The 23,236-nt window shown below is 74.0% G+C and carries 21 protein-coding genes, 1 tRNA gene and 2 pseudogenes; 9 read left to right on the forward strand and 15 right to left on the reverse strand.

Features of this window, described 5'->3' with window-relative positions; genetic code table 11:
- Positions 1 to 23: 23 nt before the first annotated feature.
- From argG to G7075_RS08210, 7 genes are all read left to right on the forward strand, one after another.
- Positions 24 to 1,451, forward strand: a complete 1,428-nt coding sequence (argG, locus tag G7075_RS08180; protein ID WP_166120794.1) for an argininosuccinate synthase — start codon at positions 24 to 26, stop codon at positions 1,449 to 1,451.
- Between the two features lie 119 nt (positions 1,452 to 1,570).
- Positions 1,571 to 2,749, forward strand: a complete 1,179-nt coding sequence (locus G7075_RS08185) for a CdaR family transcriptional regulator (protein WP_240917979.1) — start codon at positions 1,571 to 1,573, stop codon at positions 2,747 to 2,749.
- Positions 2,750 to 2,844: 95 nt separating this feature from the next.
- Complete coding sequence (locus tag G7075_RS08190; protein WP_166120797.1) at positions 2,845 to 3,759, forward strand: ACP S-malonyltransferase; 915 nt, start codon at positions 2,845 to 2,847, stop codon at positions 3,757 to 3,759.
- A 25-nt stretch (positions 3,760 to 3,784) separates the two neighbouring features.
- Complete coding sequence (locus tag G7075_RS08195) at positions 3,785 to 4,768, forward strand: beta-ketoacyl-ACP synthase III (RefSeq protein ID WP_166124301.1); 984 nt, start codon at positions 3,785 to 3,787, stop codon at positions 4,766 to 4,768.
- A gap of 64 nt (positions 4,769 to 4,832) precedes the next feature.
- On the forward strand, positions 4,833 to 5,078 hold the full coding sequence (locus G7075_RS08200) for an acyl carrier protein (protein WP_166120800.1): 246 nt from the start codon (positions 4,833 to 4,835) through the stop codon (positions 5,076 to 5,078).
- Between the two features lie 76 nt (positions 5,079 to 5,154).
- Positions 5,155 to 6,396 (forward strand): beta-ketoacyl-ACP synthase II, encoded by a 1,242-nt coding sequence (gene fabF, locus G7075_RS08205; protein ID WP_166120803.1) that lies wholly within the window; start codon positions 5,155 to 5,157, stop codon positions 6,394 to 6,396.
- Between the two features lie 112 nt (positions 6,397 to 6,508).
- Positions 6,509 to 7,033, forward strand: a complete 525-nt coding sequence (locus tag G7075_RS08210; protein WP_166120806.1) for a hypothetical protein — start codon at positions 6,509 to 6,511, stop codon at positions 7,031 to 7,033.
- A gap of 18 nt (positions 7,034 to 7,051) precedes the next feature.
- Here the strand turns inward: G7075_RS08210 and G7075_RS08215 are convergent, their stop codons facing one another.
- Positions 7,052 to 7,567: a DUF3145 domain-containing protein gene (locus G7075_RS08215; RefSeq protein WP_166120809.1), complete on the reverse strand. Its 516-nt coding sequence runs from the start codon at positions 7,565 to 7,567 to the stop codon at positions 7,052 to 7,054.
- A 199-nt stretch (positions 7,568 to 7,766) separates the two neighbouring features.
- Entirely contained in the window at positions 7,767 to 8,333 is a 567-nt protein-coding gene (locus G7075_RS08220; protein WP_166120812.1) for a hypothetical protein, read from the reverse strand.
- Positions 8,334 to 8,600: 267 nt separating this feature from the next.
- Here G7075_RS08220 and G7075_RS08225 point away from each other — a divergent pair.
- A tRNA-Ile gene (locus G7075_RS08225) sits at positions 8,601 to 8,674 on the forward strand.
- 8 nt (positions 8,675 to 8,682) lie between these two features.
- On the opposite strand, the gene arcC is transcribed toward G7075_RS08225, so the two are convergent.
- The 13 genes and pseudogenes from arcC to G7075_RS08290 form a co-directional block, all read right to left on the reverse strand.
- The gene (arcC, locus tag G7075_RS08230; RefSeq protein ID WP_166120815.1) at positions 8,683 to 9,594 is read right to left on the reverse strand and encodes a carbamate kinase; all 912 of its coding nucleotides are present in this window, start codon (positions 9,592 to 9,594) and stop codon (positions 8,683 to 8,685) included.
- Positions 9,595 to 9,616: 22 nt separating this feature from the next.
- The gene (locus G7075_RS08235; RefSeq protein WP_166120818.1) at positions 9,617 to 10,621 is read right to left on the reverse strand and encodes an ornithine carbamoyltransferase; all 1,005 of its coding nucleotides are present in this window, start codon (positions 10,619 to 10,621) and stop codon (positions 9,617 to 9,619) included.
- Between the two features lie 16 nt (positions 10,622 to 10,637).
- A complete protein-coding gene (locus tag G7075_RS08240; protein ID WP_166120820.1) occupies positions 10,638 to 11,891 on the reverse strand; it encodes an arginine deiminase in 1,254 nt (417 codons plus the stop codon).
- 30 nt (positions 11,892 to 11,921) lie between these two features.
- Positions 11,922 to 13,430 carry an arginine-ornithine antiporter gene (gene arcD, locus G7075_RS08245; protein ID WP_166120823.1) on the reverse strand — a complete coding sequence of 503 codons (1,509 nt, stop codon included), beginning with the start codon at positions 13,428 to 13,430 and terminating at the stop codon, positions 11,922 to 11,924.
- A gap of 126 nt (positions 13,431 to 13,556) precedes the next feature.
- Positions 13,557 to 14,192, reverse strand: a complete 636-nt coding sequence (locus G7075_RS08250; RefSeq protein WP_166120826.1) for a nucleoside/nucleotide kinase family protein — start codon at positions 14,190 to 14,192, stop codon at positions 13,557 to 13,559.
- A 47-nt stretch (positions 14,193 to 14,239) separates the two neighbouring features.
- Positions 14,240 to 14,497 carry a hypothetical protein gene (locus tag G7075_RS08255; RefSeq protein ID WP_166120829.1) on the reverse strand — a complete coding sequence of 86 codons (258 nt, stop codon included), beginning with the start codon at positions 14,495 to 14,497 and terminating at the stop codon, positions 14,240 to 14,242.
- Positions 14,498 to 14,630: 133 nt separating this feature from the next.
- A complete protein-coding gene (locus tag G7075_RS22670) occupies positions 14,631 to 14,957 on the reverse strand; it encodes a DUF6541 family protein (protein ID WP_371814213.1) in 327 nt (108 codons plus the stop codon).
- A gap of 14 nt (positions 14,958 to 14,971) precedes the next feature.
- Positions 14,972 to 16,612, reverse strand: a pseudogene (locus G7075_RS08265) (DUF6541 family protein); the annotation flags it as partial.
- A pseudogene (locus G7075_RS08270) lies at positions 16,522 to 17,252 on the reverse strand (ABC transporter ATP-binding protein). The pseudogenes G7075_RS08265 and G7075_RS08270, both read right to left, overlap by 91 nt.
- Before the next feature lies 1 nt (position 17,253).
- Entirely contained in the window at positions 17,254 to 18,105 is an 852-nt protein-coding gene (locus tag G7075_RS08275) for an ABC transporter permease (RefSeq protein ID WP_166120841.1), read from the reverse strand.
- A complete protein-coding gene (locus tag G7075_RS08280) occupies positions 18,102 to 20,033 on the reverse strand; it encodes a glycosyltransferase (protein ID WP_166120844.1) in 1,932 nt (643 codons plus the stop codon). The genes G7075_RS08275 and G7075_RS08280 overlap by 4 nt, the downstream gene beginning before the upstream one ends.
- Positions 20,030 to 21,208, reverse strand: coding sequence for a UDP-galactopyranose mutase (locus tag G7075_RS08285; protein WP_166120846.1), 1,179 nt, complete (start codon positions 21,206 to 21,208; stop codon positions 20,030 to 20,032). The genes G7075_RS08280 and G7075_RS08285 overlap by 4 nt, the downstream gene beginning before the upstream one ends.
- A complete protein-coding gene (locus tag G7075_RS08290; protein WP_205860655.1) occupies positions 21,205 to 22,155 on the reverse strand; it encodes a glycosyltransferase in 951 nt (316 codons plus the stop codon). Before G7075_RS08290 ends, G7075_RS08285 begins: the two co-directional genes overlap by 4 nt.
- A gap of 169 nt (positions 22,156 to 22,324) precedes the next feature.
- Between G7075_RS08290 and G7075_RS08295 the strand changes: the two genes are divergently transcribed.
- A complete protein-coding gene (locus tag G7075_RS08295) occupies positions 22,325 to 23,218 on the forward strand; it encodes a glycosyltransferase (RefSeq protein ID WP_166120849.1) in 894 nt (297 codons plus the stop codon).
- The last annotated feature ends 18 nt before the right edge of the window (positions 23,219 to 23,236 follow it).

Here is a 23,236-nt window from a genome sequence, read left to right on the forward strand (position 1 = left end):
AGAGTTCTGTATATGCTTCCATCGTGTCCAAGGTCCTGACTTCCCTGCCCGTCGGCGAGCGCGTCGGCATCGCCTTCTCCGGAGGTCTCGACACCTCCGTCGCGGTCGCGTGGATGCGCGAGAAGGGCGCGGTGCCCTGCACGTACACGGCCGACCTTGGCCAGTACGACGAGCCGGAGATCGACACCGTGCCGACCCGCGCGGGCGAGTACGGCGCCGAGCTGGCACGGCTCGTCGACTGCCGTGCCGCCCTCGTCGAGGAGGGGCTCTCGGCCCTGGCCTGCGGGGCGTTCCACATCCGCACCGGCGGGCGCACCTATTTCAACACCACGCCGCTCGGGCGGGCGGTCACCGGCACCCTCCTCGTGCGCGCGATGCACGCCGACGACGTCGAGATCTGGGGTGACGGGTCGACCTTCAAGGGCAACGACATCGAGCGGTTCTACCGCTACGGCCTGCTCGCCAACCCGAACCTGCGCGTCTACAAGCCGTGGCTGGACGCCGACTTCGTCCACGAGCTCGGCGGCCGGCACGAGATGAGTGCCTGGCTCACCGAGCGGAACCTCCCCTACCGGCAGAGCCAGGAGAAGGCGTACTCGACCGACGCCAACATCTGGGGCGCGACGCACGAGGCCAAGACCCTCGAGCACCTCGAGGAGTCGATGGAGGTCGTCGAGCCGATCATGGGCGTCAAGTTCTGGGACGCCTCGGTCGCCATCGAGCCCGAGGACGTCACGATCGCCTTCGCCGAGGGGCGTCCGGTGGCCATCAACGGTCGCCCCCTCGACCCCGTGGCGCTGGTCCACGAGGCCAACACCATCGGCGGCCGGCACGGGCTCGGGATGTCGGACCAGATCGAGAACCGCATCATCGAGGCCAAGTCGCGCGGCATCTACGAGGCGCCGGGCATGGCGCTGCTGCACATCGCCTACGAGCGCCTGCTCAACGCCGTGCACAACGAGGACACGATCGCCAACTACCACACCGAGGGTCGCCGCCTCGGCCGGCTGCTCTACGAGGGCCGCTGGCTCGACCCGCAGAGCCTGATGCTCCGCGAGGCCATCCAGCGCTGGATCGCCTCCGTCGTCACCGGCCAGGTCACCCTGCGGCTGCGTCGCGGCGAGGACTACTCCATCGTCGACACCCGCGGCGAGAACTTCAGCTACCACCCGGACAAGCTGTCGATGGAGCGCGTCGAGCACGCGGCCTTCGGCCCGACCGACCGGATCGGCCAGCTGACGATGCGCAACCTCGACATCGCCGACAGCCGGGCCAAGCTCGAGCTCTACGCCAACCAGCCGGTCGACCAGGGCCAGCTGCTCGTCGAGAACGGCACCCTCTTCGGCGAGCTCCCGGCCGGCGGGTACGACCGGATCACCGACAACCCGACGCACGACGGCACCGACGAGCAGGCCCTCGACGCCGCGGCGATGGAGTTCGGCACCGACTGACCGGCGTGGCGACCGCGCCGCGTTCCCGAGGTCGAGCCCGCTGCAGCAGGCTCGATGACCGGCAGGCGGCTCGTGGGCGGCGACTCGGCTTGTCCGGGCTGCACAAATAGACTCCGGGGATGCCGACCGCCGTCTCCGCCGAGACCCGCGCCCGGGTCGCCCGCGCCGCCGGCGACCTCGGGGCCGCCGCGGTGCGCCAGATGGAGGCCGACCACGAGTGGTTCCGGGCGCTGTCGGCCGAGAACCGGTCGTGGGTGGGGCTCGTGGCCCAGGCCGGCATCAGCAGCTTCATCGACTGGTTCGGCGGCGACCAGCAGCGCCCGGCCGTCACGGCCGACGTCTTCGGCACCGCGCCGCGCGAGCTGACCCGCTCGATCAGCCTCGCCCAGACCCTCGACCTCATCCGCACCGTCATCGGCGTCGTCGAGCGCGAGATCTCGGGCATCGCCGCCCCCGGCGACGGCGACCGGGCCCGGGAGGCCGTCCTGCGCTACAGCCGGGAGGTCGCCTTCGCCGCGGCCGAGGTCTACGCCGAGGCCGCCGAGGCCCGCGGCGCCTGGGACGCCCGGCTCGAGTCGCTCGTCGTCGACGCCGTCATCCGCGGCGAGGCCGACGACTCCATGCAGTCGCGCGCCGCCGCCCTCGGCTGGGGGGCGGTCAGCGGCGTGGCCGTCGTCGTCGGCTCCACCCCGCAGGGCGCCACCGGGGCGGTCATCGGCGAGCTGCACCGCACGGCCCGGCGCACCGGGGTCGAGCTGCTCGTCGCCATCCACGGCCCGCGGGTCGTCTGCATCGGCGGCGGGGTGAAGGACCCGATGTCCCTCGCCGGGACCCTCGACCCGCACCTCGGCGACGGCCCGCTGGTCGTCGGGCCCACGGTGCCGCACCTGTTCGCCGCCGGCCGCAGCGCCCGGGCCGCGATCTCCGGCCACACCGCGGCACCAGCGTGGCCGGGCGCGCCGCGGCCGGTCCTCGCCGACGACCTGCTCGCCGAGCGGGCGCTGCTCGGCGACCTGCCCGCGCGCAACGCCCTGACCGCCCGGATCATCCGTCCGCTCGCCGAGGCCAGCGGCGGCTCGCTGCTCGAGACCGCGCAGGCCTGGCTCGACGGCGGGCTCGGCGTCGAGGGCACCGCCCGGGCGCTCATCGTCCACGCGAACACCGTGCGCTACCGGCTCGCCGGCATCGCGAAGGCCACCGGCTACGACCTCACCGACCCCCACGACGCCCAGACCGTGCGGCTGGCCCTGGCGCTGCACCGCCTCGGCCCCGTGACGCGCACCACGCCGCGCCCCTGATCCGTGCGGGATTTGTGGACATCCTCCAAAACGGGTGCCCGAGGTTCGTCCCCCCTCGTCACGAAACGGTCACGGCCTCGCGACAGGCTGGGACCGTGATCGTCATCGTCTGTCCCGGCCAGGGCTCGCAGACCCCGGGGTTCCTCGCCCCGTGGCTCGAGCTGCCCGGCGCGCGTGAGCACCTCACCGCCCTCTCCGACGCCGCGGGGGTCGACCTCGTCGCCCACGGCACCACCTCGGACGAGGACACGATCAAGGACACCGCCGTCGCGCAGCCGCTGCTCGTCGGTGCCGGCCTGCTCGCCCTGCGCGCCCTCGGCGACCACGCCGCCCCCGGAGCCCTGGCGGGCCACTCGGTCGGCGAGATCACCGCGGCCGCTGCGGCGGGCGTCCTCGCCGAGGACGACGCGATGCGCCTCGTCGCGCTGCGCGGACGGGCCATGGCCGAGGCCAGCGCCGCGACCCCCACGGGCATGAGCGCGGTGCTCGGCGGCGACCCCGACGACGTCCTCGCGACCCTCGAGCGCCACGACCTCACGCCGGCCAACGTCAACGGTGCCGGCCAGGTCGTCGCCGCCGGCGCACTGCCCGCCCTCGCCGCCCTCGCCGAGGACCCGCCGGCCAAGGCGCGCGTCATCCCCCTCAAGGTGGCCGGCGCGTTCCACACCCACTACATGTCCCCCGCCGTCGACGCGCTGAGCGCGGCCGCCGCCGGGAGCGACGTCTCCGACCCGGGCGTCACCCTCGTGTCGAACCGCGACGGCGCCACGGTCACCGACGGCCGCGAGGCCCTCGACCGGATCGTCGCCCAGGTGTCGAACCCCGTGCGCTGGGACCTGTGCATGGAGCGCTTCGCCGCGCTGGGGGTCACCGGCATCATCGAGCTGCCGCCCGCCGGCACGCTCGTCGGGCTCGCCAAGCGCGCCCTCAAGGGCGTCGAGCTCCTCGCGGTGAAGACACCCGACGACCTCGACGCCGCCCGCACCCTCCTCGAGGAGCACTCCGCATGACCGTCACCCCAAGGGCACCGGGCACCTGACCGCCGGCCCGGTCACCAACTCCCGGATCAGCGGCGTCGGTGGCTACCGACCGCGCCGGGTCGTGCCCAACAGCGAGATCGTCGACCGCATCGACTCCTCCGACGAGTGGATCCGCGAGCGTTCGGGCATCATCGAGCGGCGCTTCGCCGGCGAGGGCGAGTCGGTCATCGACATGTCCGTCTTCGCCGCCACGCCGGCCCTCGAGATGGCCGGCGTCGCCCCCGAGGACCTCGACGCCGTCCTCGTCGCGACGGTCAGCTGGCCGTACCAGACGCCCGCCGCCGCCCCGATGCTCGCCGAGCGCCTGGGCACCAAGGGCGCCGCGTTCGACATCTCGGCCGCGTGCGCCGGGTACTGCCACGGCATCTCGCTGGCCTCCGACATGGTGCGCACCGGCACGGCCCGCAACGTCCTCGTCGTCGGGGTCGAGCGGCTCTCCGACTTCACCTCGCTCGACGACCGCGGCACGGCGTTCATCTTCGCCGACGGCGCGGGGGCGGCGGTCGTCAGCCAGTCCGACACCGTGGGCATCGGCCCGACGGTGTGGGGCTCGGACGGCGCGCAGTGGGAAGCCATCTCGCAGACCGAGTCCTGGATCGACGTCCACGAGAAGAAGCTCGGCTGGCCGCACATCGGCATGGCGGGGCAGACCGTCTTCCGCTGGGCGGTCTGGGGCATGGCGCCGGTGGCCCAGCAGGCACTCGATGCGGCCGGCATCACCGCCGACCAGCTCGACGCGTTCATCCCGCACCAGGCCAACGTCCGCATCATCGACGCGATGGCCAAGAAGCTGGCGCTGCCGGCCGACCTGCCCATCGCCCGCGACATCGCCTACACCGGCAACACGTCCGCGGCGTCGGTCCCGCTGGCCATGGAGCGGATGGTGCGGCACGGTGAGATCCCCAGCGGCGGGCTCGCCCTGCAGATCGGCTTCGGCGCCGGGCTGTCCTACGCGGCGCAGGTCGTCGTCATCCCCTGACTCCCGTGGGCCCACGGGTCACCCGGGCCGAGCAGCACCCCAACCCCCACCGAAGGAGAGCACCATGGCAGACCAGCAGGAGATCCTCAGCGGCCTCGCGGAGATCGTCAACGAGGAGACCGGCCTGGACCCGGCCGAGGTCCAGATGGACAAGTCCTTCACCGACGACCTCGACATCGACTCGCTGTCGATGATGACCATCGTCGTCAACGCCGAGGAGAAGTTCGGCGTCCGCATCCCCGACGACGAGGTCAAGAACCTCGCCACGGTCGGCGACGCGGTCAACTTCATCCAGTCCAACCAGGGCTGACCCCCGGGCGCGGCCTCCCCGACCGGGAGGCCGCGCCGGGCCACCACCCACGTCCCACGAGGAGCAAGAGCAACCCATGAGCGAGCGTCGCGTCGTCGTCACCGGCCTCGGGGCCACCACGCCCCTGGGCGGCACCATCGCCGAGACCTGGGAGGGCATCCTCGCCGGCCGGTCCGGTGCCAAGCCCCTGCCCGAGGAGATGGTCGAGCGCTACGAGCTGCCGGTCCACTTCGCGTGCACCATCGCCCAGGACCCGCTCGAGGTCCTCACCAAGGTGCAGGTCCGCCGGATGGACCCCAGCGCCCAGTACGCGGTCATCGCGTCGCAGTCCGCGATGGAGGACGCCGGCTCCCCCGAGGTCGACCCCGAGCGGCTCGGCGTCGCGATCGGCACCGGCATCGGCGGTGTGTGGACCCTGCTCGACCAGTGGGACATCCTGCGCGAGAAGGGGCTTCGCCGCGTCTTCCCGCTCGCCGTGCCGATGCTCATGCCGAACACCTCGTCCGGCAACGTGTCGCTGCTGCTCGGCGCCCGCGCCGGCGCGCACACCACCGTCTCGGCCTGCGCCTCCGGCGCGGAGTCGATGGGCACCGCCTACGACATGATCCGCGACGGGCGCGCCGACGTCGTCGTGGCCGGTGGCACCGAGGCCGCCACGCACCCCATCTGCTTCGCCGGCTTCGCCCAGATGCAGGCCCTCTCGACCCGCAACGACGACCCCGCCGCCGCGTCGCGTCCCTACGACACCGGCCGCGACGGCTTCGTCATGGGCGAGGGCGCGGCCGTCATGGTCCTCGAGGAGTACGAGCACGCGAAGGCCCGCGGCGCGCGCATCTACGCCGAGTTCGCCTCGATCGGGATGTCCGCGGACGCCCACCACATCACCGCCCCCGAGCCCGAGGGCGCCGGAGCGTCGCGGGCGATGCGGGCCGCCGTCGAGCGGGCGGGCCTGTCCGACAGCGACATCGTGCACATCAACGCGCACGCGACCTCCACGCCGGTCGGCGACGTCGCCGAGGCCAACGCCATCCGGCGGGCCTTCGGGGCGGCGGCCGACTCGATGCCCGTCAGCGCGACCAAGTCGATGACCGGGCACCTGCTCGGCGCCGCGGGAGCCCTCGAGGGGCTGCTCACGGTGCTGGCCGTGCACCACCGCACCGCGCCGGCGGCCATCAACATCGACGACTTCGACCCGGCGATCGACCTCGACGTGATCCGTGGCGAGCACCGCACCCTGCCCGACGGGGACATCGCGGCGCTCAACAACTCCTTCGGGTTCGGCGGCCACAACGTCGCGCTCGTCGTCAAGAGCGTCTGAGCCACCGGTCGGCCCGGTTCGCCTGCGGGCGGGCCGGGCCGCTGCGTACCCTCCTCCCGTGGACGGGGGTGAGCCGACGGCGCGCGGGGGACGGCGGGCGGAGACGTCGTACGTGAGCACGGACGCGGTCATCGCCCGAGAGGTCGCCGCCGTCGTGCGCGACGTCGAGGGGCGGCCGGGCTACTGGCGCCCGTTCCTGCTGCGGCACGCCGTCGTCACCCTGATCTTCCTCGCGGTCCTCGTCGGGCTCACGGTCGTCGGCCCCGCCGGAGCGGCCGGCCTGGCGCGGGGCACGGCGTTCGGCCTCGTCCTCATGGCGGCGGTCACCGCGTTCGACGGGATGCAGCACCGGCGACGGCTGCGCCGGGCGCTGCGCATCCACCACCGCACCTCGTGCCCGCCGGGCACGGTCGTCCACGCGCTGTGGACCCTCGAGTACGTCCTCTTCCGGGTGCCGACCCACGAGGTGCGCCTCGAGCTGCGAACGGTCACCGCGGGACGCCACGACGGTGGGGTGCTGCGCCTCGACCAGGACGGGTCGGCCCCGTCGTGGGTCGTCCCCGACGAGCTGCTCGGGCAGGAGGCGCTGGCCATCGTCCGCGACGCGCTCGGAACGCGGCTGCGCGAGGCGTTCTGAGGTCGGCGCCGGTGCCGGTCAGCCGACCTTGTGCAGCCAGCGGACGGGTGCGCCGTCGCCGGCGTAGCGGAAGGGCTCCAGCTCCTCGTCCCACTCGAGGCCGAGCAGCTCCTCGATCATCTCCTGCATCGCCTCGGAGCTGCCCTGGGCCAGGACGACGACCTCGCGCAGGCGGTCCTCGTTGATGACGGCGTCGCCGCTGGCCGAGGTCCACGTGTGGTGGATGCCGAGGCGGGGCGTGTGCGACCAGCGCGAGCCGTCGCAGCCGGGGCTCGGCTCCTCGGTGACCTCGTAGCGCAGGTGGTCCCAGCCGCGCAGGGCCGAAGCGAGGCGGGCGCCGGCGCCGGACTCCCCCGCCCAGCTCAGCTCGGCACGGACCATCCCGGGGGCGGCCGGCTGGTCGGTCCACTGCACGCTGACGCGGGCGCCGAGGACTCCCTCGATCGCCCAGACCACGTGCGGGCAGAGCGCCTTCGGCGTGGAGTGGATGTAGACCACTCCTCGCGTGGCGGTGCGCGGCATGGCGAACGACATCCTGGTCTCCTTCACGTGCGGTGGACGTCTTCCCCAACGCCAGTGCTCGTGACGGGACCGGTCGCGGCCGGTGGTGCAGCTGTGCAGGCGCGCTCGGCGCCGTTGTGCGTCACATCATGCACCACGCAGCGCACCCGCACCAGTGACCACACGGATCACGTTGGTGCGGGTGCGTCGGGCCGGCTGGTGGGTCCTCCCGTCAGACCGTCGAGGTCGTCCCCGTGCTCATGGCGCTCGTGCCGTTGGCGTCGCCGGGGTTGCTCGAGCCGCTGCTGCCGTCCGGCCCGGCGCCTCCGGGACCGGCGCCGCCGGGTCCGCCCGTGTGGTCCTCGGTGCCCGTGACGGCGAACGAGGACGAGAGGAGGACGTCGGTGCGCGCGGAGTCCTTGGTGACGGTGACCTCGTAGGTGCCGTCGGACAGGGCCCGCACGCTGGAGACGGTGCCGCCGCTCACGGCCTTGAGGGCCGCGGTCACGGCCTTGCTCGCGGCGTCGGCGGTCAGCGTGCCGCCGGCGTCCATCATCCCGCCGCGCCCGCCGCCGGGGCCGCCGGAGTCGGTGCCGGCCTGGCCGCCGCCGGGCAGCGTGCCGCCGGTCGTGCCGCCGTTGGCGTCCGATCCGGTGCCGGGGCTGGCCGAGGCGGAGGCCGACGGTGCGGCAGTGGTCGAGTCGGCCGCGCCGGCGAGCGTGGCGCCGGTGAGGCCGAGGGCGACCGCGGCGGCGATGCCGACACCGCCGATCGCGAGGGTCCTGGTCTGGCGGTCCATGGGGGGCTCCTTCGTCGGGGGACCTGATGCACCCCACGGTCCGGGTCGCGACTGTGCCCGACCTGTCGGAGCCGTCGGCCGGTGCTGTGACCTGCCGGACCGGCCGGCCGGCGCCCGGCGAAACCGGTGCCCTGACCCCGGTTCCGCCGGTCCCTGTGACCGGCAGAGGACGTGTCCCCCGGCCCGCACCGGCCGCCAGCACCGCCTCTGCCTGTCCGTGCGAGCGCCGGCGATAGGCTCGCCGGGCCGCGGCGCGGGACGCCGCGCGGGGCGTTAGCTCAGTCGGTCAGAGCAGCGGACTCATAATCCGTCGGTCGTCGGTTCAAGCCCGACACGCCCCACCGGACGCTCAGCCCTCCGCCCGGACCCTGGTGCCCGACGTACCGGTCACGATGTCGGCGATGTCCGCGAGCGAGCCGATGACGGCGTCGTGACCGGTCGCCGTGACGAAGGCGCAGGCCGCCTCGACCTTGGGTCCCATCGAGCCGGCCGGCAGGTCGAGCCCCGCGAGCGCGGCCGGCGTGACGACGTCGAGCCGGCGCCGGTGGCTGGTCCCCCAGTCCAGGTACACCCCGTCGACGTCCGTGGCGATGACCAGCAGGTCGGCCTCGAGCTGGCGCGCCAGCAACGACGCGGCGAGGTCCTTGTCGATGACCGCCTCGATGCCGTGGAGCCTCCCCTCGGCGTCGTAGCCGGTCGGGATCCCACCACCCCCGGCGCAGATGACGATGGTGCCGCGCTCGATGAGGGTGCGGATCGGACCGATCTCGAAGATCCGCCGCGGCGCCGGGCTGGCCACGACGCGGCGGAAGCCGTCGCCGTCCGCCGCCACCGTCCATCCGTGGGTGCTCGCGAGCCGCTCGGCCGTCTCCCGGTCGTAGACGGGCCCGATGGGCTTGGTGGGGCGGTCGAAGGCCGGGTCCGCCGGGTCCACCTCGACCATCGTCAGGACCGTCGCCAACGACTGTGCCACCGGGAGGAGGTTGCCGAGCTCCTGCTCGATGACGTAGCCGATCATCGCCTCGGTCTCGGCACCGAGCACGTCGAGCGGGTACGGGTCCACGGCCGTGTAGGCGGCCGCCTGGAGCGAGAGCAGCCCCACCTGCGGTCCGTTCCCGTGGGCCACGACGACCTCGTTGCCCGGGACGACCCGCGCGATCCGCTCGGCGGCCAGGCGGACGTTCGCCCGCTGGTTCTCGGCGGTCATCGGCTGCCCCCGGCGCAGGAGGGCGTTGCCGCCCAGGGCGATGACGATCCGCATGCCGGTCCTCCCCTCCCGCTGCTCAGCCGAGCGCCGCGACGAGCAGCGCCTTGATGGTGTGCATCCGGTTCTCCGCCTGGTCGAAGGCGATGTTGGCGCTGCTCTCGAAGACGTCGTCGGTGACCTCCACGCCGTTGGCCAGCTCGGGGTACTGCTCGGCGATCCGGGCGCCCACCACCGTGTGGGTGTCGTGCAGCGCCGGGAGGCAGTGCATGAAGCGGACGCGCGGGTTCTCGGTGGCCGCCAGCAGCTCCTGGTTCACCTGGTAGGGCAGCAGGAGGGCGATGCGCTCGGCCCACGTCTCGACCGGCTCGCCCATCGAGACCCAGACGTCGGTGTGCACGAAGTCGACGCCGCGGACCGCCACGACGGGGTCGTCGGTCACCGTCAGCCGGGCGCCGGACCCCGCCGCGACGTCGCGGCACAGGGCCACGTGCTGCTCGCTCGGCCACAGCTCCCGCGGTGCCCCGATCCGGACGTCCATGCCCAGCTTGGCCCCGACGAGCAGCAGCGAGCCGGCGACGTTGTTGCGGCCGTCGCCGACGAAGGCGTAGGCGATCTCCTGCAGGGGTTTTGCGCAGTGCTCGGTCATGGTCAGCACGTCGGCCAGCATCTGGGTCGGGTGGAACTCGTCGGTGAGCCCGTTGAACACCGGGACGCCCGCGAACTGCGCGAGCTCCTCGACGACCTCCTGGGAGGCCCCGCGGTACTCGATGGCGTCGTACATGCGGCCCAGGACGCGCGCGGTGTCCTTCATCGACTCCTTGTGGCCGATCTGCGAGGACACCGGGTCGATGTAGGTGACGTGGGCACCCTCGTCGTGGGCCGCCACCTCGAAGGCGCACCGGGTCCGGGTGGAGGTCTTCTCGAAGACGAGGGCGATGTTGCGGCCCTCGAGCCGGCGCGACCCCGTCCCGGCGTACTTCGCCCGCTTGAGGTCGCGCGAGAGGTCGAGCAGGTAGTGCAGGTCCCGTTCCGAGTGGTGCACGAGCGAGAGCAGGCTGCGGTTGCGGAGGTTGACGGGCATGGCGACTCCTCGAGGGTCAGGTGTACAGGGGGTCGCGCAGGATCGGACACGTCATGCACCGGCCGCCGCCCCGACCGCGCCCGAGCTCGCTCGCGGTGATGGTGACGACCTCGACGCCGGCCTTCCGCAGCGCGGTGTTGGTCTGGATGTTGCGGTCGTACCCGATGACGACACCGGGTTCGAGGGCGACGACGTTGTTGCCGTCGTCCCACTGCTCGCGCTGGACGCCGTAGAGGTCGCCGGCCGCCGAGACCACCCGGAAGCGCACCCCGACGGCCTCGCCGATCGTCTCCACCAGCCCGTGCGGCTCGCGCCGGATGTCCAGACCGGACGGCCCGTCGTCCGGCCTCAGGCTGAACGGGACGATGCCGTCGACGACGGGCGCGTACGTCGTGACCAGGTCGTGGTCGGCGAAGGTGAACACCGTGTCGAGGTGCATGGCCGCGCGGGCTCGGGGGAGGCTCGCGACGATGACGCGCTCGGCGGCGCCGGCGGAGAACAGGTTCCGGGCGACCTGGGTGATGGCCTGCTGCGAGGACCGCTCACCCATCCCGATGACCACGACTCCCCGGCCGACGGGCATGACGTCACCGCCCTCGAGCGTGGCGAGCCCGTGGTCGGCGGCACCGGCGTCGAGGTCACCCAGCCAGACGGCGTACTCCTCGCCGGCGAACGCCGCGTGGAACCGGTAGACCGCGGTGGTCAGCAGGGTCTCCTGGCGCCGGGCCGGCCAGAACATCGGGTTCAGGGTCACCCCGCCGAAGATCCACGAGGTGTTGTCCCGCATGAACTGCGTGTTCGGTAGTGGCCGGATGACGAAGCCGGTCGGGTCCAGCTCGCGGAAGGCGGTGAGGAAGCCGCCACCCACCCCGGCCGGTACGTCCTGGTAGGAGATCCCGCCGACCAGCAGCTCGGCCAGGCGCTCCCCGGGCAGCTCGTCCAGCCAGCCGCGGACGTCGGGGGTCAGCCCGGCGCCCAGGAGCCCGTCGGTCACCGTGCGGTCCAGGACCCAGGCGCGGGCGCCCGGGTCCTGCAGGACCTCCCCGAGCAGGTCGTGCAGCTCGAGGACCTCGACGTCGCGCTCCTCCATCTTGGCGACGAAGTCGAAGTGGTCGCGCCGGGCCTGCTGCACCCAGATCACGTCGTCGAACAGCAGCTCGTCGCAGTTGTCCGGGGTCAGCCGCTGGTGGGCCAGACCGGGTGCGCAGACGAGGACCCTGCGCAGCCGGCCCGCCTCGGACCAGACCCCGACCCGGGGGCCCTGGTCCATCCTGCTCGTCGTCACCGCCCGACCCCCGGCTCAGAGGACCGACAGGTGGCCGGTGGCCATCAGGGTCACGGCCGCCACGGAGGTCAGCGCGACGACGCCGACCACGACCCGTTCGGCGGCGGTGAAGACGGTCAGCCGGCTCTCGCGCCGGGCCCAGACGTAGAAGGCCGTTCCGACGAGGTAGAACAGCGCCGCCACCAGCAGGTACTCCCAGCCACCGGCGTAGACCAGCCAGCCCGCGTACACGAGCCCGACGAGCCCGACGAGCAGGTCACGGGTGCGTCCGGCCCCGTCCTCGTAGGTCTCTCCGCGGGCGGCGAGCAGCACCTGGTAGCCGGCCGACCACAGGTAGGGCAGCAGGATGAGGGACGTGGCGAGGTAGACGAGGTTGGTGTAGGTGCTGTCGTTGACGAGCGTCCAGAGCAGGAGCAGCTGCACGCACCCGTTGGTCAGCCACAGGGCCGTGGCCGGGGCGCCGTGCGCGTTCTCCCGGGCGAGGGCCTTCGGCATCACGTGCTCGAGGGCGGGCAGCCGCAGGATCTCGACGCAGAGCAGGACCCAGGCGAGGAGGGCTCCCAGGAGGGAGACGACGAGGCCGATCGAGACGAAGCCGGCGCCCCAGCTGCCCACCTGCGACTTCAGCAGGCCGGCCATCGACGGGTCGTCCAGGCCGGCGATGTCCGCCTGGGCCATCAGCCCGTAGGACAGGACGTTGACGAGGAGCAGCAGGGCCAGGACCCCCACGAACCCCAGCACCGTGGCCCGGCCGACGTCCGCGCGGCTCCCGGCACGCCGCGAGTAGACCGCGGCGCCCTCGATCCCGATGAACACCCAGACGGTCACGAGCATCATGTTCCGGACCTGGTCGAGCGTGCTCCCGAGCCCGACGCCGCCGATCGCGGTGGTGTGCCCCCACACGTCGGCCGTGAAGACGCCGGCCCGGAAGCCCACGGCGGCGATGGCGACGAAGGTGAGGATCGGCACCACCTTGGCGACGGTCACGATGACGTTGGTCAGCGCGGCGCTGCGCACCCCGCGCAGGACCAGCGCGTGGACGACCCACAGCAGGACGGAGGCGCCGAGGACCGCGGAGACCGTCGCCCCGCCCTCGAAGGTCGGGAAGAAGTAGCCCAGGGTCGAGAAGAGCAGCACGAGGTAGGCGACGTTGCCCACCCAGGCGGAGACCCAGTACCCCCAGGCGGCGCTGAAGCCGATGTAGTTGCCGAACCCGGCACGGGCGTAGCCGTAGACGCCACCGTCGACGTCGGGCTTGCGCCGGGCCAGGGTCTGGAAGACGAAGGCAAGCATGAGCATGCCGACCCCGGTGACCAGCCAGCCGATGAGCAGCGGCCCGGGAGCAGCGCTCCCTGCCATCTGGGACGGGAGCGCGAAGATGCCGCTCCCGATCATGGACCCCACGACCAGGGCCGTGAGGGCGCTCAGGCCCAGCACGGGCCGTGCGCGGCCGGTGACGGGTCCGTCGTGACGTGGTGGCGCGGGTGCCTCGGAGACGGGGCGCCCGGCGACATCCTGAGACATGGCTGCCTCCCTCGGGCGGCCGGACCGGAGTCTCCGCCCCGGCCCTTCGACGCTACGGCGGGCGCCGTCGGGTGATCGCCGTTTGACTGCGAGATCACACGCGGACCACGCCGGTGCGACCTCGGGTCAGAAGGTGCGCACCACGCGGTCGGCGCGCTCTCGGGTGGCCGCGACGCGGGCGGCGTTCGGCTCGTCGACGCTGTCGATCCACGAGCGGGCGAACTCGGGGGTCTTGCCGAACTGCACGTGCCGGTCGACGAGGGCCGACATGCGGCGCCCCGGGTCCGCCTCGCAGAACCAGACCTCGTCGACGAGCCCGCGCACCAGCGACCACGGCTCCTGCTCGAGCAGGAGGTAGTTGCCCTCCGAGACGACGAGCCGGGCGGTGGGCGGGACCTCGATGGCCCCGGCCAGGGGCTGTTCGAGGTCGCGGTCGAACCCCGGCGCGAAGACCGGGTGGTCGGGCCGAGAGCGCAGGAGGCGCAGCAGCTCGACGTAGCCCCAGCCGTCGAACGTCTCGGCGGCCCCCTTGCGCGCCCGCGTGCCGTGCGCCTCGAGGACCCGGTCGGCGAGGTGGTAGCCGTCCATCGGGACGTGGACGGCGAGCCCGGGCGACCCGTCGTTCAGCGCGGCGACGAGGCCCTCGGCGAGGGTGGTCTTGCCGGCCCCCGGGACGCCCGTGATGCCGAGGAGCGCGCGGGGCGCGTCACCGAGCAGCGATCGGGCGGCGGCGAGGAGGTCCGGTGCGGGAGCGGTCGGCACGTCACCCAGCCTGCCACGGGCCGACAGCGCCGTGACGACCCCGACCGTCAGGCCCAGGGCGGACGGGCGAAGGGCGCCCCGTCCTCCTCGTCGACGTACGCGCGCGGGCGCTGCCGGCTGTGGGCGACGAGCCGCGCGAGGGCGGACGCGGCGCCGGACCCGTCGGCGAGCTCGCGCGAGAGGTGGAGGGCGGCGGCCTCGCGGTCGACGGGGTCCGGGATGGCCGAGACCTCGGCGAGGAGGTGCTGGACCAGGTCGTGGACCGGGCTCGTGGAGGTGGTGGGTGGTGCGGGATCTGTGGTCACGTCGTGTCCCGACCGAACCGCGGGGCGGCTCCGATGGCGGTGGGGCCGGACGGGAGCCTGGTGCTCTCGCACGCTTCGACCCTACGTCAGAAGGATACTCCGACAACCTGTTCCGCGACAGGGTCGCCGGTGCTCACCCGCAGGCCGTGAGCCGCCAGAGGGTGGTCCCACCGGCCCGGTCGACGGGGACGAAACCGGGTGCACCGGCGACGTCGAGCCCGGCGTACTGGGCGCGCCGGCGGTCGCTCGTCCAGAACCGCGACCGGCCGGTCAGCACGTGCGTCACGTGCAGCCGACGGGCCGCCGCGCACACGTCGGGCCGCGTCGTTGCCTCGCGCAGATGAGCGCCGAGCAGCGTCCGGTCCGGACCCCAGCGGCCGGCGAGGTGCGGGAAGAGCGGCTCGCGGTCGCCGATCGCCCCGGACTCGGCCGCACCGTCGAACGGGCTGCCCGCCACCACTCCCCGGCCGGCACCTCACGAGGCAGCCGTTCGAGCAGCGCGGTCTCTCCGGAGTCGAGGATCGACTCGTACCGGTACCACCAGCTCGTGACCGTCCGGGTGGCCGACCACGACAACCCGCCGGTGGCCACGACGACCGCGACGAGGACAGCCGCGCCCGAGACCACGCACGACGCGCCGGGGGCCAGCACGCGCAACCGCTCGGCGAGGGCGTCGACGCCGGCGGCGGCCAGTGCGACGGCGGTGACCCCGGCGAGCGCGGCCAGCCGGAACGCGTCGTCGTACCAGGGCCCGCTGGCCAGCCGCGCGACCCAGGAGTCGCTGCCGGCGACGAGCGCGAAGAGCGCCCCGGCGGTGACGTGCACCGCGAGCAGCCATCGCACCTGCCGCCGGCGCCACACGCCGACGGCGCCGACGAGCGTGAGGGCCGCGACCACGAGCGGGACGGGCAGTCGCTGGGGCCCCAGGAGCAGCCACTCCCCCGCGGCCTGCGCGACCGACTCGCGCGCCGGCCACGACGTGGCCCGGGTGGCCGCGAAGGCCGGCGACCACGCGACGAGCCACACCGTGACCGGGACGGCGGCCACCGCGAGCCACCGCCCCCGGCCGCCGCGCGGCCAGGTGACGGCGACGGCGACGACCACCCCGAGCACCAGCCAGGCCACGGCGGTGTTCGGGTGCGCGAGGACCAGCGACGCGGCGGCGACCGGCAGCAGCACCAGGGCTCCTCCGGGCCCGACGGTCGCCACCGCCCCGGCACGCAGCACCACGACGAGCAGGGCCAGGGCCGCCGGCAGGAGCGCGGTGCCCAGGGCGTTCGGCCAGAGGGTCCCGTACGACGCGAGGACCACGGGCGAGGCGGCCACCCCCGCCGCGAGCGCCCCGGCTGCGGCCAGCGGGACGAGCCGCGCGCCGAGCGCCACCCGGGTCAGGGCCAGCGCGCCGAGCGGCCAGGCGACCGCGAGCACGACCACGGCCACACCGTTGGAGGCGACGACGACCGGCACGCCGGAGATCCCGGCGACGAGGGCCACGAGGTCGTGCCACGCCGCCGGGTAGAAGCCGCGGGCCGACCCCGGGGAGGTCAGCGTCCCGAGCGTCAGGGAGGACCCGTCGCCGCCGGTGAGCACGTGCCACGACGCGGAGAGGTGGAAGACCGCGTCGAAGGTCTGCGGCCACCGGGTCACCCCGCCGGTGCCGCGCGCGAACCCGACGGCGAGTGAGGAGCCTCCCGCCACGACCCCCAGGGCCGAGGCCAGCCAGACCGCCGGAGAGTCAGCGGGCGCAGGGCCTCGGGACCGAGCGGGCGTCCACCGCACGACGGTCCGCAGCAGACCCACCCCGGCCGCCGACACCGCCGTCCCCACGACGACGGCCGGCCACCCCCAGCGCACCCCGACGACCGGGGCCACCACCGCCGCCACCCCGACGACGCCGACGGACAGCAGCGGCGCGAGCGCCACCCGCAGGACCCCGCGCACCCCCGCGGCGACCGCCACGAGCACCCCGGGCACCACGACCACCACCACGGCGACGAGCGTCGCGGGCGCCGCGTCCCACCACGTCACAGGACGGCCCGGAGGTGCTCGACCGCCTCCCGCACCGGGCCGTCGTGCACGAGCCGGCCGGAGTCGAGGACCACCCCCCGACGGCACAGCCGCTCGACGAGGGGCAGGTCGTGGCTGACGACGACGAGCGTGCGCCCCTCGTCCGACAGCCGCTCGATGCGGGTCAGGCACTTGTCGCGGAAGGCCTCGTCGCCCACGGCGAGCACCTCGTCGACGAGGAAGACGTCGGGCTCGGTGTGCACGGCGACGGAGAAGGCCAGCCGCAGGAACATCCCCGAGGAGTAGAAGCGGACCTGGGTGTCGAGGAACGGGCCGATGTCGGCGAACTCGACGATCTCGTCGAAGCGGGCGCGGATGGCACGCGGGTCCATCCCGAGGATCGAGGCGTTGAGGTGGACGTTCTCGCGGCCCGTGAGGTCGGGATGGAAGCCGGCGCCCACCTCGAGCAGCCCGGCCAGCCGGCCGCGCACCCGGACGCACCCGGCGTCCGGGGCCATCACGCCGGCCACGAGCTTGAGCAGGGTCGACTTGCCGGACCCGTTTCGACCGAGGAGCGCGACGGACTCGCCCTCGACCACGGTGAGGTCGAGGGGGCGAGGGCGTGGAAGTCCTCGTGCCGGGGGCGACCCTGGACGGCCCAGACCAGCCCCTCCTTGAGGGAGTGCGTGTGCCGCAGCCGGAAGTGCTTCGAGGCACCCTCGACCGACACCGCGACCCGGCCGGGCACCTCAGAGCTCCTGCGCGAAGTGACCGGAGAGCCGGCGGAACACGTTCTGCCCCAGCGCGACCAGCCCCACCGCCACGGCCAGCGCCACCACGGTGCGCACGGCGAGGTCAGGAGGCACCAGCGCGGCGTTGCCCGGCGACGCCCCCGCCCACGTCGCCCGGTGGACGAGGTCGACGGCGACGGTCAGCGGGTTGTGCTGGTAGAGCGCGTACCCCCACGAACCGGCCCCGAGCAGGCTCTCCACGAGGTGCGTGGGGTAGAGCACCGGCGAGGCCCAGACGAGCACCGTCAGCACCAGGTCGACGACGTTCTCGACGTCCCGGAACAGCACGTCGACGGCCGACAGCAGCAGCCCGAGACCGGTCGCCAGCAGGCCCGTGAGGACGACGCAGGCGACGAGCGCCACGACGCCGACCGGGTCGGGCCGCCAACCGGCCACGAGCGCACCGACGAGCAGGACGACGAGCTGCGGCAGGAGGTGCACCCCGGCGACGCAGACGCTGGCGACCGGGAAGAGCTCGCGCGGCAGGAACACCTTGCGCACCAGCTCGCCGTTCGCGACGACCGACCGGGTGGCGTTGCCGAGGGCCTCGGAGAACGCCGCGACGACGACGAGGCCACCGAAGAGGTACACCGCGTAGTCCTCGATGCTGTTCTGCCGCAGCACGAGCCCGAGCCCGACGAAGTAGACGGCGAACGTGACGGCGGGCTTGACGTAGGACCAGCCGAGACCGAGCACCGACGCGCGGTAGCGCACCCGCAGCTCCTTGCGCACGAGCAGGGTCAGCAGGTACCGGCGGCGGGCGACCGCGGCCAGCCCGCCGCCGACGCCCTGGACGACGAGGTCGCTCACCGCCGGTCCATCCCGAGCGTGCGGCGCCAGGCGTCCTGACCGGCCAGCTCGGGCAGTGCGCCGCGGTAGCGCGACGCCAGCTCGGGCCAGCGGGCCAGCAGCTCGCGGTGCACGTCGACGGCCTCGGCGGTGGCCCGGGCGGCATCCCGACGAGACCGCCGCAGCCACGACAGGCCCCCGCCGTCGGCGGTCGCGACGAGCGCCGAGTCCATCCGGGCGAGGGACCACCAGCCGGCGTCGGCCGCGGCCACCTCCTGCTCGGGCGCCTCGTGGGCACCGGGCGGCACCGGCGTCGTCTGGTGGACGAGCCCGGCGGCACCGGCGACGAGGGTCGCGACGCGGCCGACCGGCTGGGTCGGGTCCGGGTCGCGCTTGCGGCGGCGGCGGGGTCGCACCGGTTCGAAGTCGTCGACGTCGGGGCGCACGAGGGAGTCCGGGTACCGGCCGCGCAGCGCCCTCACCTCGCCGAGCGTGCTGCCGAGCTCGGCGTGCATCCCCTCCGGGCCGCGGAGCACGTCGCGCAGGGCCCGGGTGCGCAGGGCGGCGGCGCCGTACTGCATCGCGAGGACGTGCTTACCCGACACGAGGAGGCTCTCGCGCACGAGCCGTCCGCCCCGGTCGTACCGGGAGTGCAGCAGCGCGGCGACGATGCGGTTGCGCGCGTGGAAGTAGGCCTGCCAGTCGGTGCTGTCGTCCTTGTCGGTCCACGGCACGTGCCACACCGCGGCGCCCGGCAGCGACACCGTCGGGTGCCCGGCGGCCGATGCCCGCAGCCCGAACTCGGCGTCGTCCCACTTGATGAAGAAGGGCAGCGAGAGGCCGACGTCGCGCAGCACCGAGGTGGGCACCAGGCACATCCACCACCCGGTGTAGTCGGCGTGCAGCCGACGGTGCAGCCACGGGGTGGCGCGCAGGGTGCGGCGCGCGAGGTCGTGGTCGTGCACCGACGCGGCGGCCGGCGCCCACCGGAACTGCCAGGGCCGCACCACCTCGGCGACGGCGTGCAGCACCGAGCGCTCGTGCATCGAGAACATGTGACCCCCGACGACCGTGGGGCGCAGGCAGTGCCGCGAGAACGCGACCGCCCGGGCGATGCCCTCCGGTTCGCAGACGACGTCGTCGTCGAGCAGCAGCACGTGCTCGGACCGGCCGGCGTCCAGGGTCTCGAGCATCGCGCGCGAGAAACCGCCCGAGCCACCGAGGTTCGGCTGACGGATGACCCGCAGCCGGTCGCCGAGGCGCACCTGCGCCTCGGGGAAGCCGGGGTCGTCGACGACGGTGCGCGTGCCCTGGTCGACGACGACGACCTCGTCGAGCACGTCGGCGAGCTCGTCGGCCGCACCGAGCTGGGCGAGCAGCGCGGCGCAGGACGCCGGGCGGTCGAACGTCGTGATGCCGATCGTCGTGCCCGACGGGCGCAGGGCCGTCCGGTCCGGCACCGGGACCGCCCAGTCGGCCTCGTCGAGCACCAGCCCACCCGAGCCGGCCACGAGGTCGAACCAGTACCAGCCGCCGTCGGCGAAGGTGTCGAGGGGCAACCGCACCTCGTGGTGGGACGTCCCGGCGAGGGTCCGGCTCGTCACGCGGGCAGTGGCCCCGCGCGCCGAGGAGCGGTACACCATGAGCACGCCGTCACCCGTCGTCCGCAGCCGGAGCACGACCTCGCGCACGCCGGTCCACCGCCGCCAGTACGACGCGGGGAACGCATTGAGCCAGGTGCCGAACGACGCGCCCATCCCCTCGGCCAACCGGTACGCGCGGCGCCCGACCACCTGGTCGGGGTGCTGGTCGGAGGGCAGCGACACCACGGGCACGTCCTCGTCGACGACCGGCTCCTGCACGTGCCGGCCGTCGACGTACAGCGGGAGCACGTCGAGGTCCCCGTCGAGCGGGAGGACGACCCTCGCGACCACGTCGAGGTCGGTCACCGGGCACCCACCGGGCGGCCGGCCAGCAGGTCGTCGAGCTCGTTGTCGACGAAGGTCAGTGCCGAGGCGATGGCCATGTGCATGTCGAGGTACCTGTACGTGCCGAGGCGTCCGCCGAAGTGGACGCCCATGCCGCGCTCGAGGGCGGCGAGCTCGCGGTAGGCGGCCAGCCGCTCGCGGTCGGCCGGCGCCGAGACCGGGTAGTACGGCTCGTCGGCCGGTCCCGCGAAGCGCGAGTGCTCGCGCACGACGACCGTGCGGTCGCTCGGGTAGTGGGTCCGCTCGGGGTGGAAGTGGCGGAACTCGAGCACCCGGGTCCACGGCACCGACTCGTCGGCCTCGTTGAGGACCGCGGTGCCCTGGTGGTCGCCGACCGGAAGCACCTCCTGATCGAAGTCCAGTGTGCGCCAGCCCAACCGACCGTGGGCGTGGTCAAACCACCGGTCGACCGGCGCGGTGACGACGACCGGCAGCTGCCCGACGAGCCGGTCGCGGTGCAGGTCGTGCCCGCGGTCGAGCACGTCGGTCTCGAGCCGGACCTCGATGCGGGGGTGCTCGGCCATCCGGGTCAGCCACGCGGCGTACCCGTCGACCGGCAGCCCCTCCCAGGTGTCGCTGAAGTAGCGGTTGTCGTAGGTGAACCGCACCGGGAGCCGGCTGATGACCTCGGCGGGCAGCTCGGTGGGGTCGGTCTGCCACTGCTTGGCGGTGTACCCACGGACGAACGCCTCGTAGAGCGGGCGCCCGATGAGCGAGACCGCCTTCTCCTCGAGGTTGCGCGGCTCACCGGTCAGCTCGGCCGCCTGCTCGGCGACGAGGGCCCGCGCCGCCTCTGGACCGTGCGCGCTGCGGAAGAACTGGTTGAGGGTCCCGAGGTTGATGGGCATCGGGAACACCTCGCCGCGGTGCACGGTCCAGACACGGTGCACGTAGTCGGTGAAGGCGGTGAACCGGTTGACGTACTCCCAGACGCGGGCGTTGCTGGTGTGGAACAGGTGGGCGCCGTACCGGTGCACCTCGATCCCCGTCTCGGGCTCGACCTCGCTCCAGGCGTTCCCGCCGATGTGGTCGCGCCGCTCGATCACGAGGACGTCGAGGCCGCGCGCGGCGGCCCGCTCGGCGACGGTCAGGCCGTAGAGGCCGGACCCGACGACGACGAGGTCGGCCCGGGTCACGCGTCCTCCTCGGTACCGGTGCGCACGACCGGCGGGGTGACCGACCTCCCCGCTGACGGGTGGCGGTGCCACGGGGGTGCGACCGGCAGGGGCAGCACGGTCCCGGTGGCCGCAGCCGTCGCGTCCGTCGTGAAGGTGCGGCGGTACGCGCGCCGCCGCAGGGCCGTGGGGACGAGGCGGTAGCCCCCGCGCACGACGCCGTTGCGGACGGCCTGGCCGGCCGTGGTGAAACCCTCCGACCGCAGGCGACGCTGAAGCATCAGCTCCGAACGCAGCTGCCGCACACCGCCCTTGCGCTCGTACGCGCCGGCGTCCACGCGGTAGCGCACCAGCGGCTCGGCGAGGTTCTCGACGCGGGCGCCGTTGGCGATCATCCGGGTGAAGACCCAGTAGTCCTCCATGAACGGCAGCTCGCGGTAGCCGCCGGCGGCGAGCACGGCACTGCGCCGGTAGACCACGGTCGGGTGGTTGAACGGGTTGCGCCAGCGGGCCTCCTCGGCGATGGCGGCCGGCGAGGTGGGCGGCACCCGCAGCACGCCGCCACCGGCGCGCACGTCGTGCTCCTCGACCTCGAGGACCGCCGCACCCACGAGGTCGGCGCCGGCCTCGATGACGGGCAGCTGGACGAGGAAGCGGTGGGGCATCGAGATGTCGTCGGCGTCCATCCGCGCGACGACGTCGTACCGGCACGCCGCGAGCCCGCACTGGAGGGCCTGGGCGAGCCCGACGTTGTGCGACAGGCGGAGCCGGCGTACCGGGGCCGGGGAACCGGACTCGAGCCGCTCGAGGGCCGAGGCGAGCCGAGGGCCGATGTGGCCGTCCTGCACGACGACGACCTCGTCGGGTCGGCGCAGCTGCTCGTGCACGGTGCTGCGGAAGGCCGCCTCGAGGTGGTCCGGTCGGTCGCCCCGGTAGACGGGCAGCAGCAGGGAGAACGGTTCGCTCACGCCGTCGACGCTAGGGAGCGCAGGGGTACGGATGGTGAACTCGCCACGGCCGCAGGGTGACCGGTGACGGGCCAAGCGCCGCCGTCGACGACCGACCGACACGGCCGGCACCCCTGCCGTTCACCTCGGTGACGCGAGGCGCTCGCCCCGCCGCCCTAGCGTCGGCACCGTGACCCCGACCGCCCCCCGCGTCGTCGCCGTCGTCGTGTCCTACCGGCGCCCCGGCCTCCTGGCCCGCGGCCTGGCCGCCCTCGCGGCGCAGGACCGCCGTCCCGACCACCTCGTCGTGGTCGACAACGCCGACGACCCCCTGACCCGCGACGTCGTCGACGGCTGCGACCTCCCGGTCACCTACCTGCCGTCGGCCACGAACCTCGGGGGCGCGGGTGGCTTCGCGTACGGAGTGCTCACGGCGCGTGCCCTGGGGGCCGACTGGGTCTGGATGGCCGACGACGACGGCCGGCCCGCGAGCACCTCGACGCTGACCTCGCTGCTGCACGCCGCCGAGGACGAGGGCCTCGAGGCCGTGGCGCCGCTCGTCCTCGACGTCGACGACCCCACCCGCCTGGCGTTCGGGCTGCGCGTCGGCACCCGGCGGGCGGCGGCGCGCAGCCACCTGCCGGCCTCCGGCGTCCTGCGCGGGGTGGCCAACCTCTTCAACGGCACGCTGCTGTCGGCGCACGCCCTCGACGCGGTCGGCGTCCCGGACCCGCGGCTGGTCGTGCGCGGTGACGAGGTCGAGGTGCACCGCCGGCTGGTGCGCAGCGGCCTGCCCTTCGGCACCTGCCTCGACGCGGCCTGGCTGCACCCGTCGGGCGCCCGCGACGTCGTGCCGCTGCTCGGCGGCAACGTCCCCGTCTACGTGCCCGCCGACCCCGAGCGCGCCCGCGTCGCGTACCGCAACCTCGGGTGGCTGACCAGCCAGCCGGGGATGCGGTGGCGGCGCTGGCCGGACGAGGCGCGCTACGCCTGGTACCACCTGGTCGTGCGGCGGGACCCCGGGGCGTGGCGCGAGTGGCGCGAGCGCTCGGCGGCCGGTCGGCGCGAGCAGTTCGTCTCCTGAGGTCCCGCTCGGCCCGCA

The organism is Phycicoccus sp. HDW14 (assembly GCF_011383005.1).
GTDB lineage: Bacteria > Actinomycetota > Actinomycetes > Actinomycetales > Dermatophilaceae > Phycicoccus.

Coding starts and splice junctions, on each gene's coding strand:
- arcD (WP_166120823.1), bottom strand. CDS start 13,430: ATGTCTCAGGATGTCGCCGGGCGCCCCGTCTCCGAGGCACCCGCGCCA.
- G7075_RS08220 (WP_166120812.1), bottom strand. CDS start 8,333: ATGGACCGCCAGACCAGGACCCTCGCGATCGGCGGTGTCGGCATCGCC.
- G7075_RS08185 (WP_240917979.1), top strand. CDS start 1,571: ATGCCGACCGCCGTCTCCGCCGAGACCCGCGCCCGGGTCGCCCGCGCC.
- G7075_RS08200 (WP_166120800.1), top strand. CDS start 4,833: ATGGCAGACCAGCAGGAGATCCTCAGCGGCCTCGCGGAGATCGTCAAC.
- G7075_RS08240 (WP_166120820.1), bottom strand. CDS start 11,891: ATGGACCAGGGCCCCCGGGTCGGGGTCTGGTCCGAGGCGGGCCGGCTG.
- fabF (WP_166120803.1), top strand. CDS start 5,155: ATGAGCGAGCGTCGCGTCGTCGTCACCGGCCTCGGGGCCACCACGCCC.
- G7075_RS08215 (WP_166120809.1), bottom strand. CDS start 7,567: ATGTCGTTCGCCATGCCGCGCACCGCCACGCGAGGAGTGGTCTACATC.
- G7075_RS08235 (WP_166120818.1), bottom strand. CDS start 10,621: ATGCCCGTCAACCTCCGCAACCGCAGCCTGCTCTCGCTCGTGCACCAC.
- arcC (WP_166120815.1), bottom strand. CDS start 9,594: ATGCGGATCGTCATCGCCCTGGGCGGCAACGCCCTCCTGCGCCGGGGG.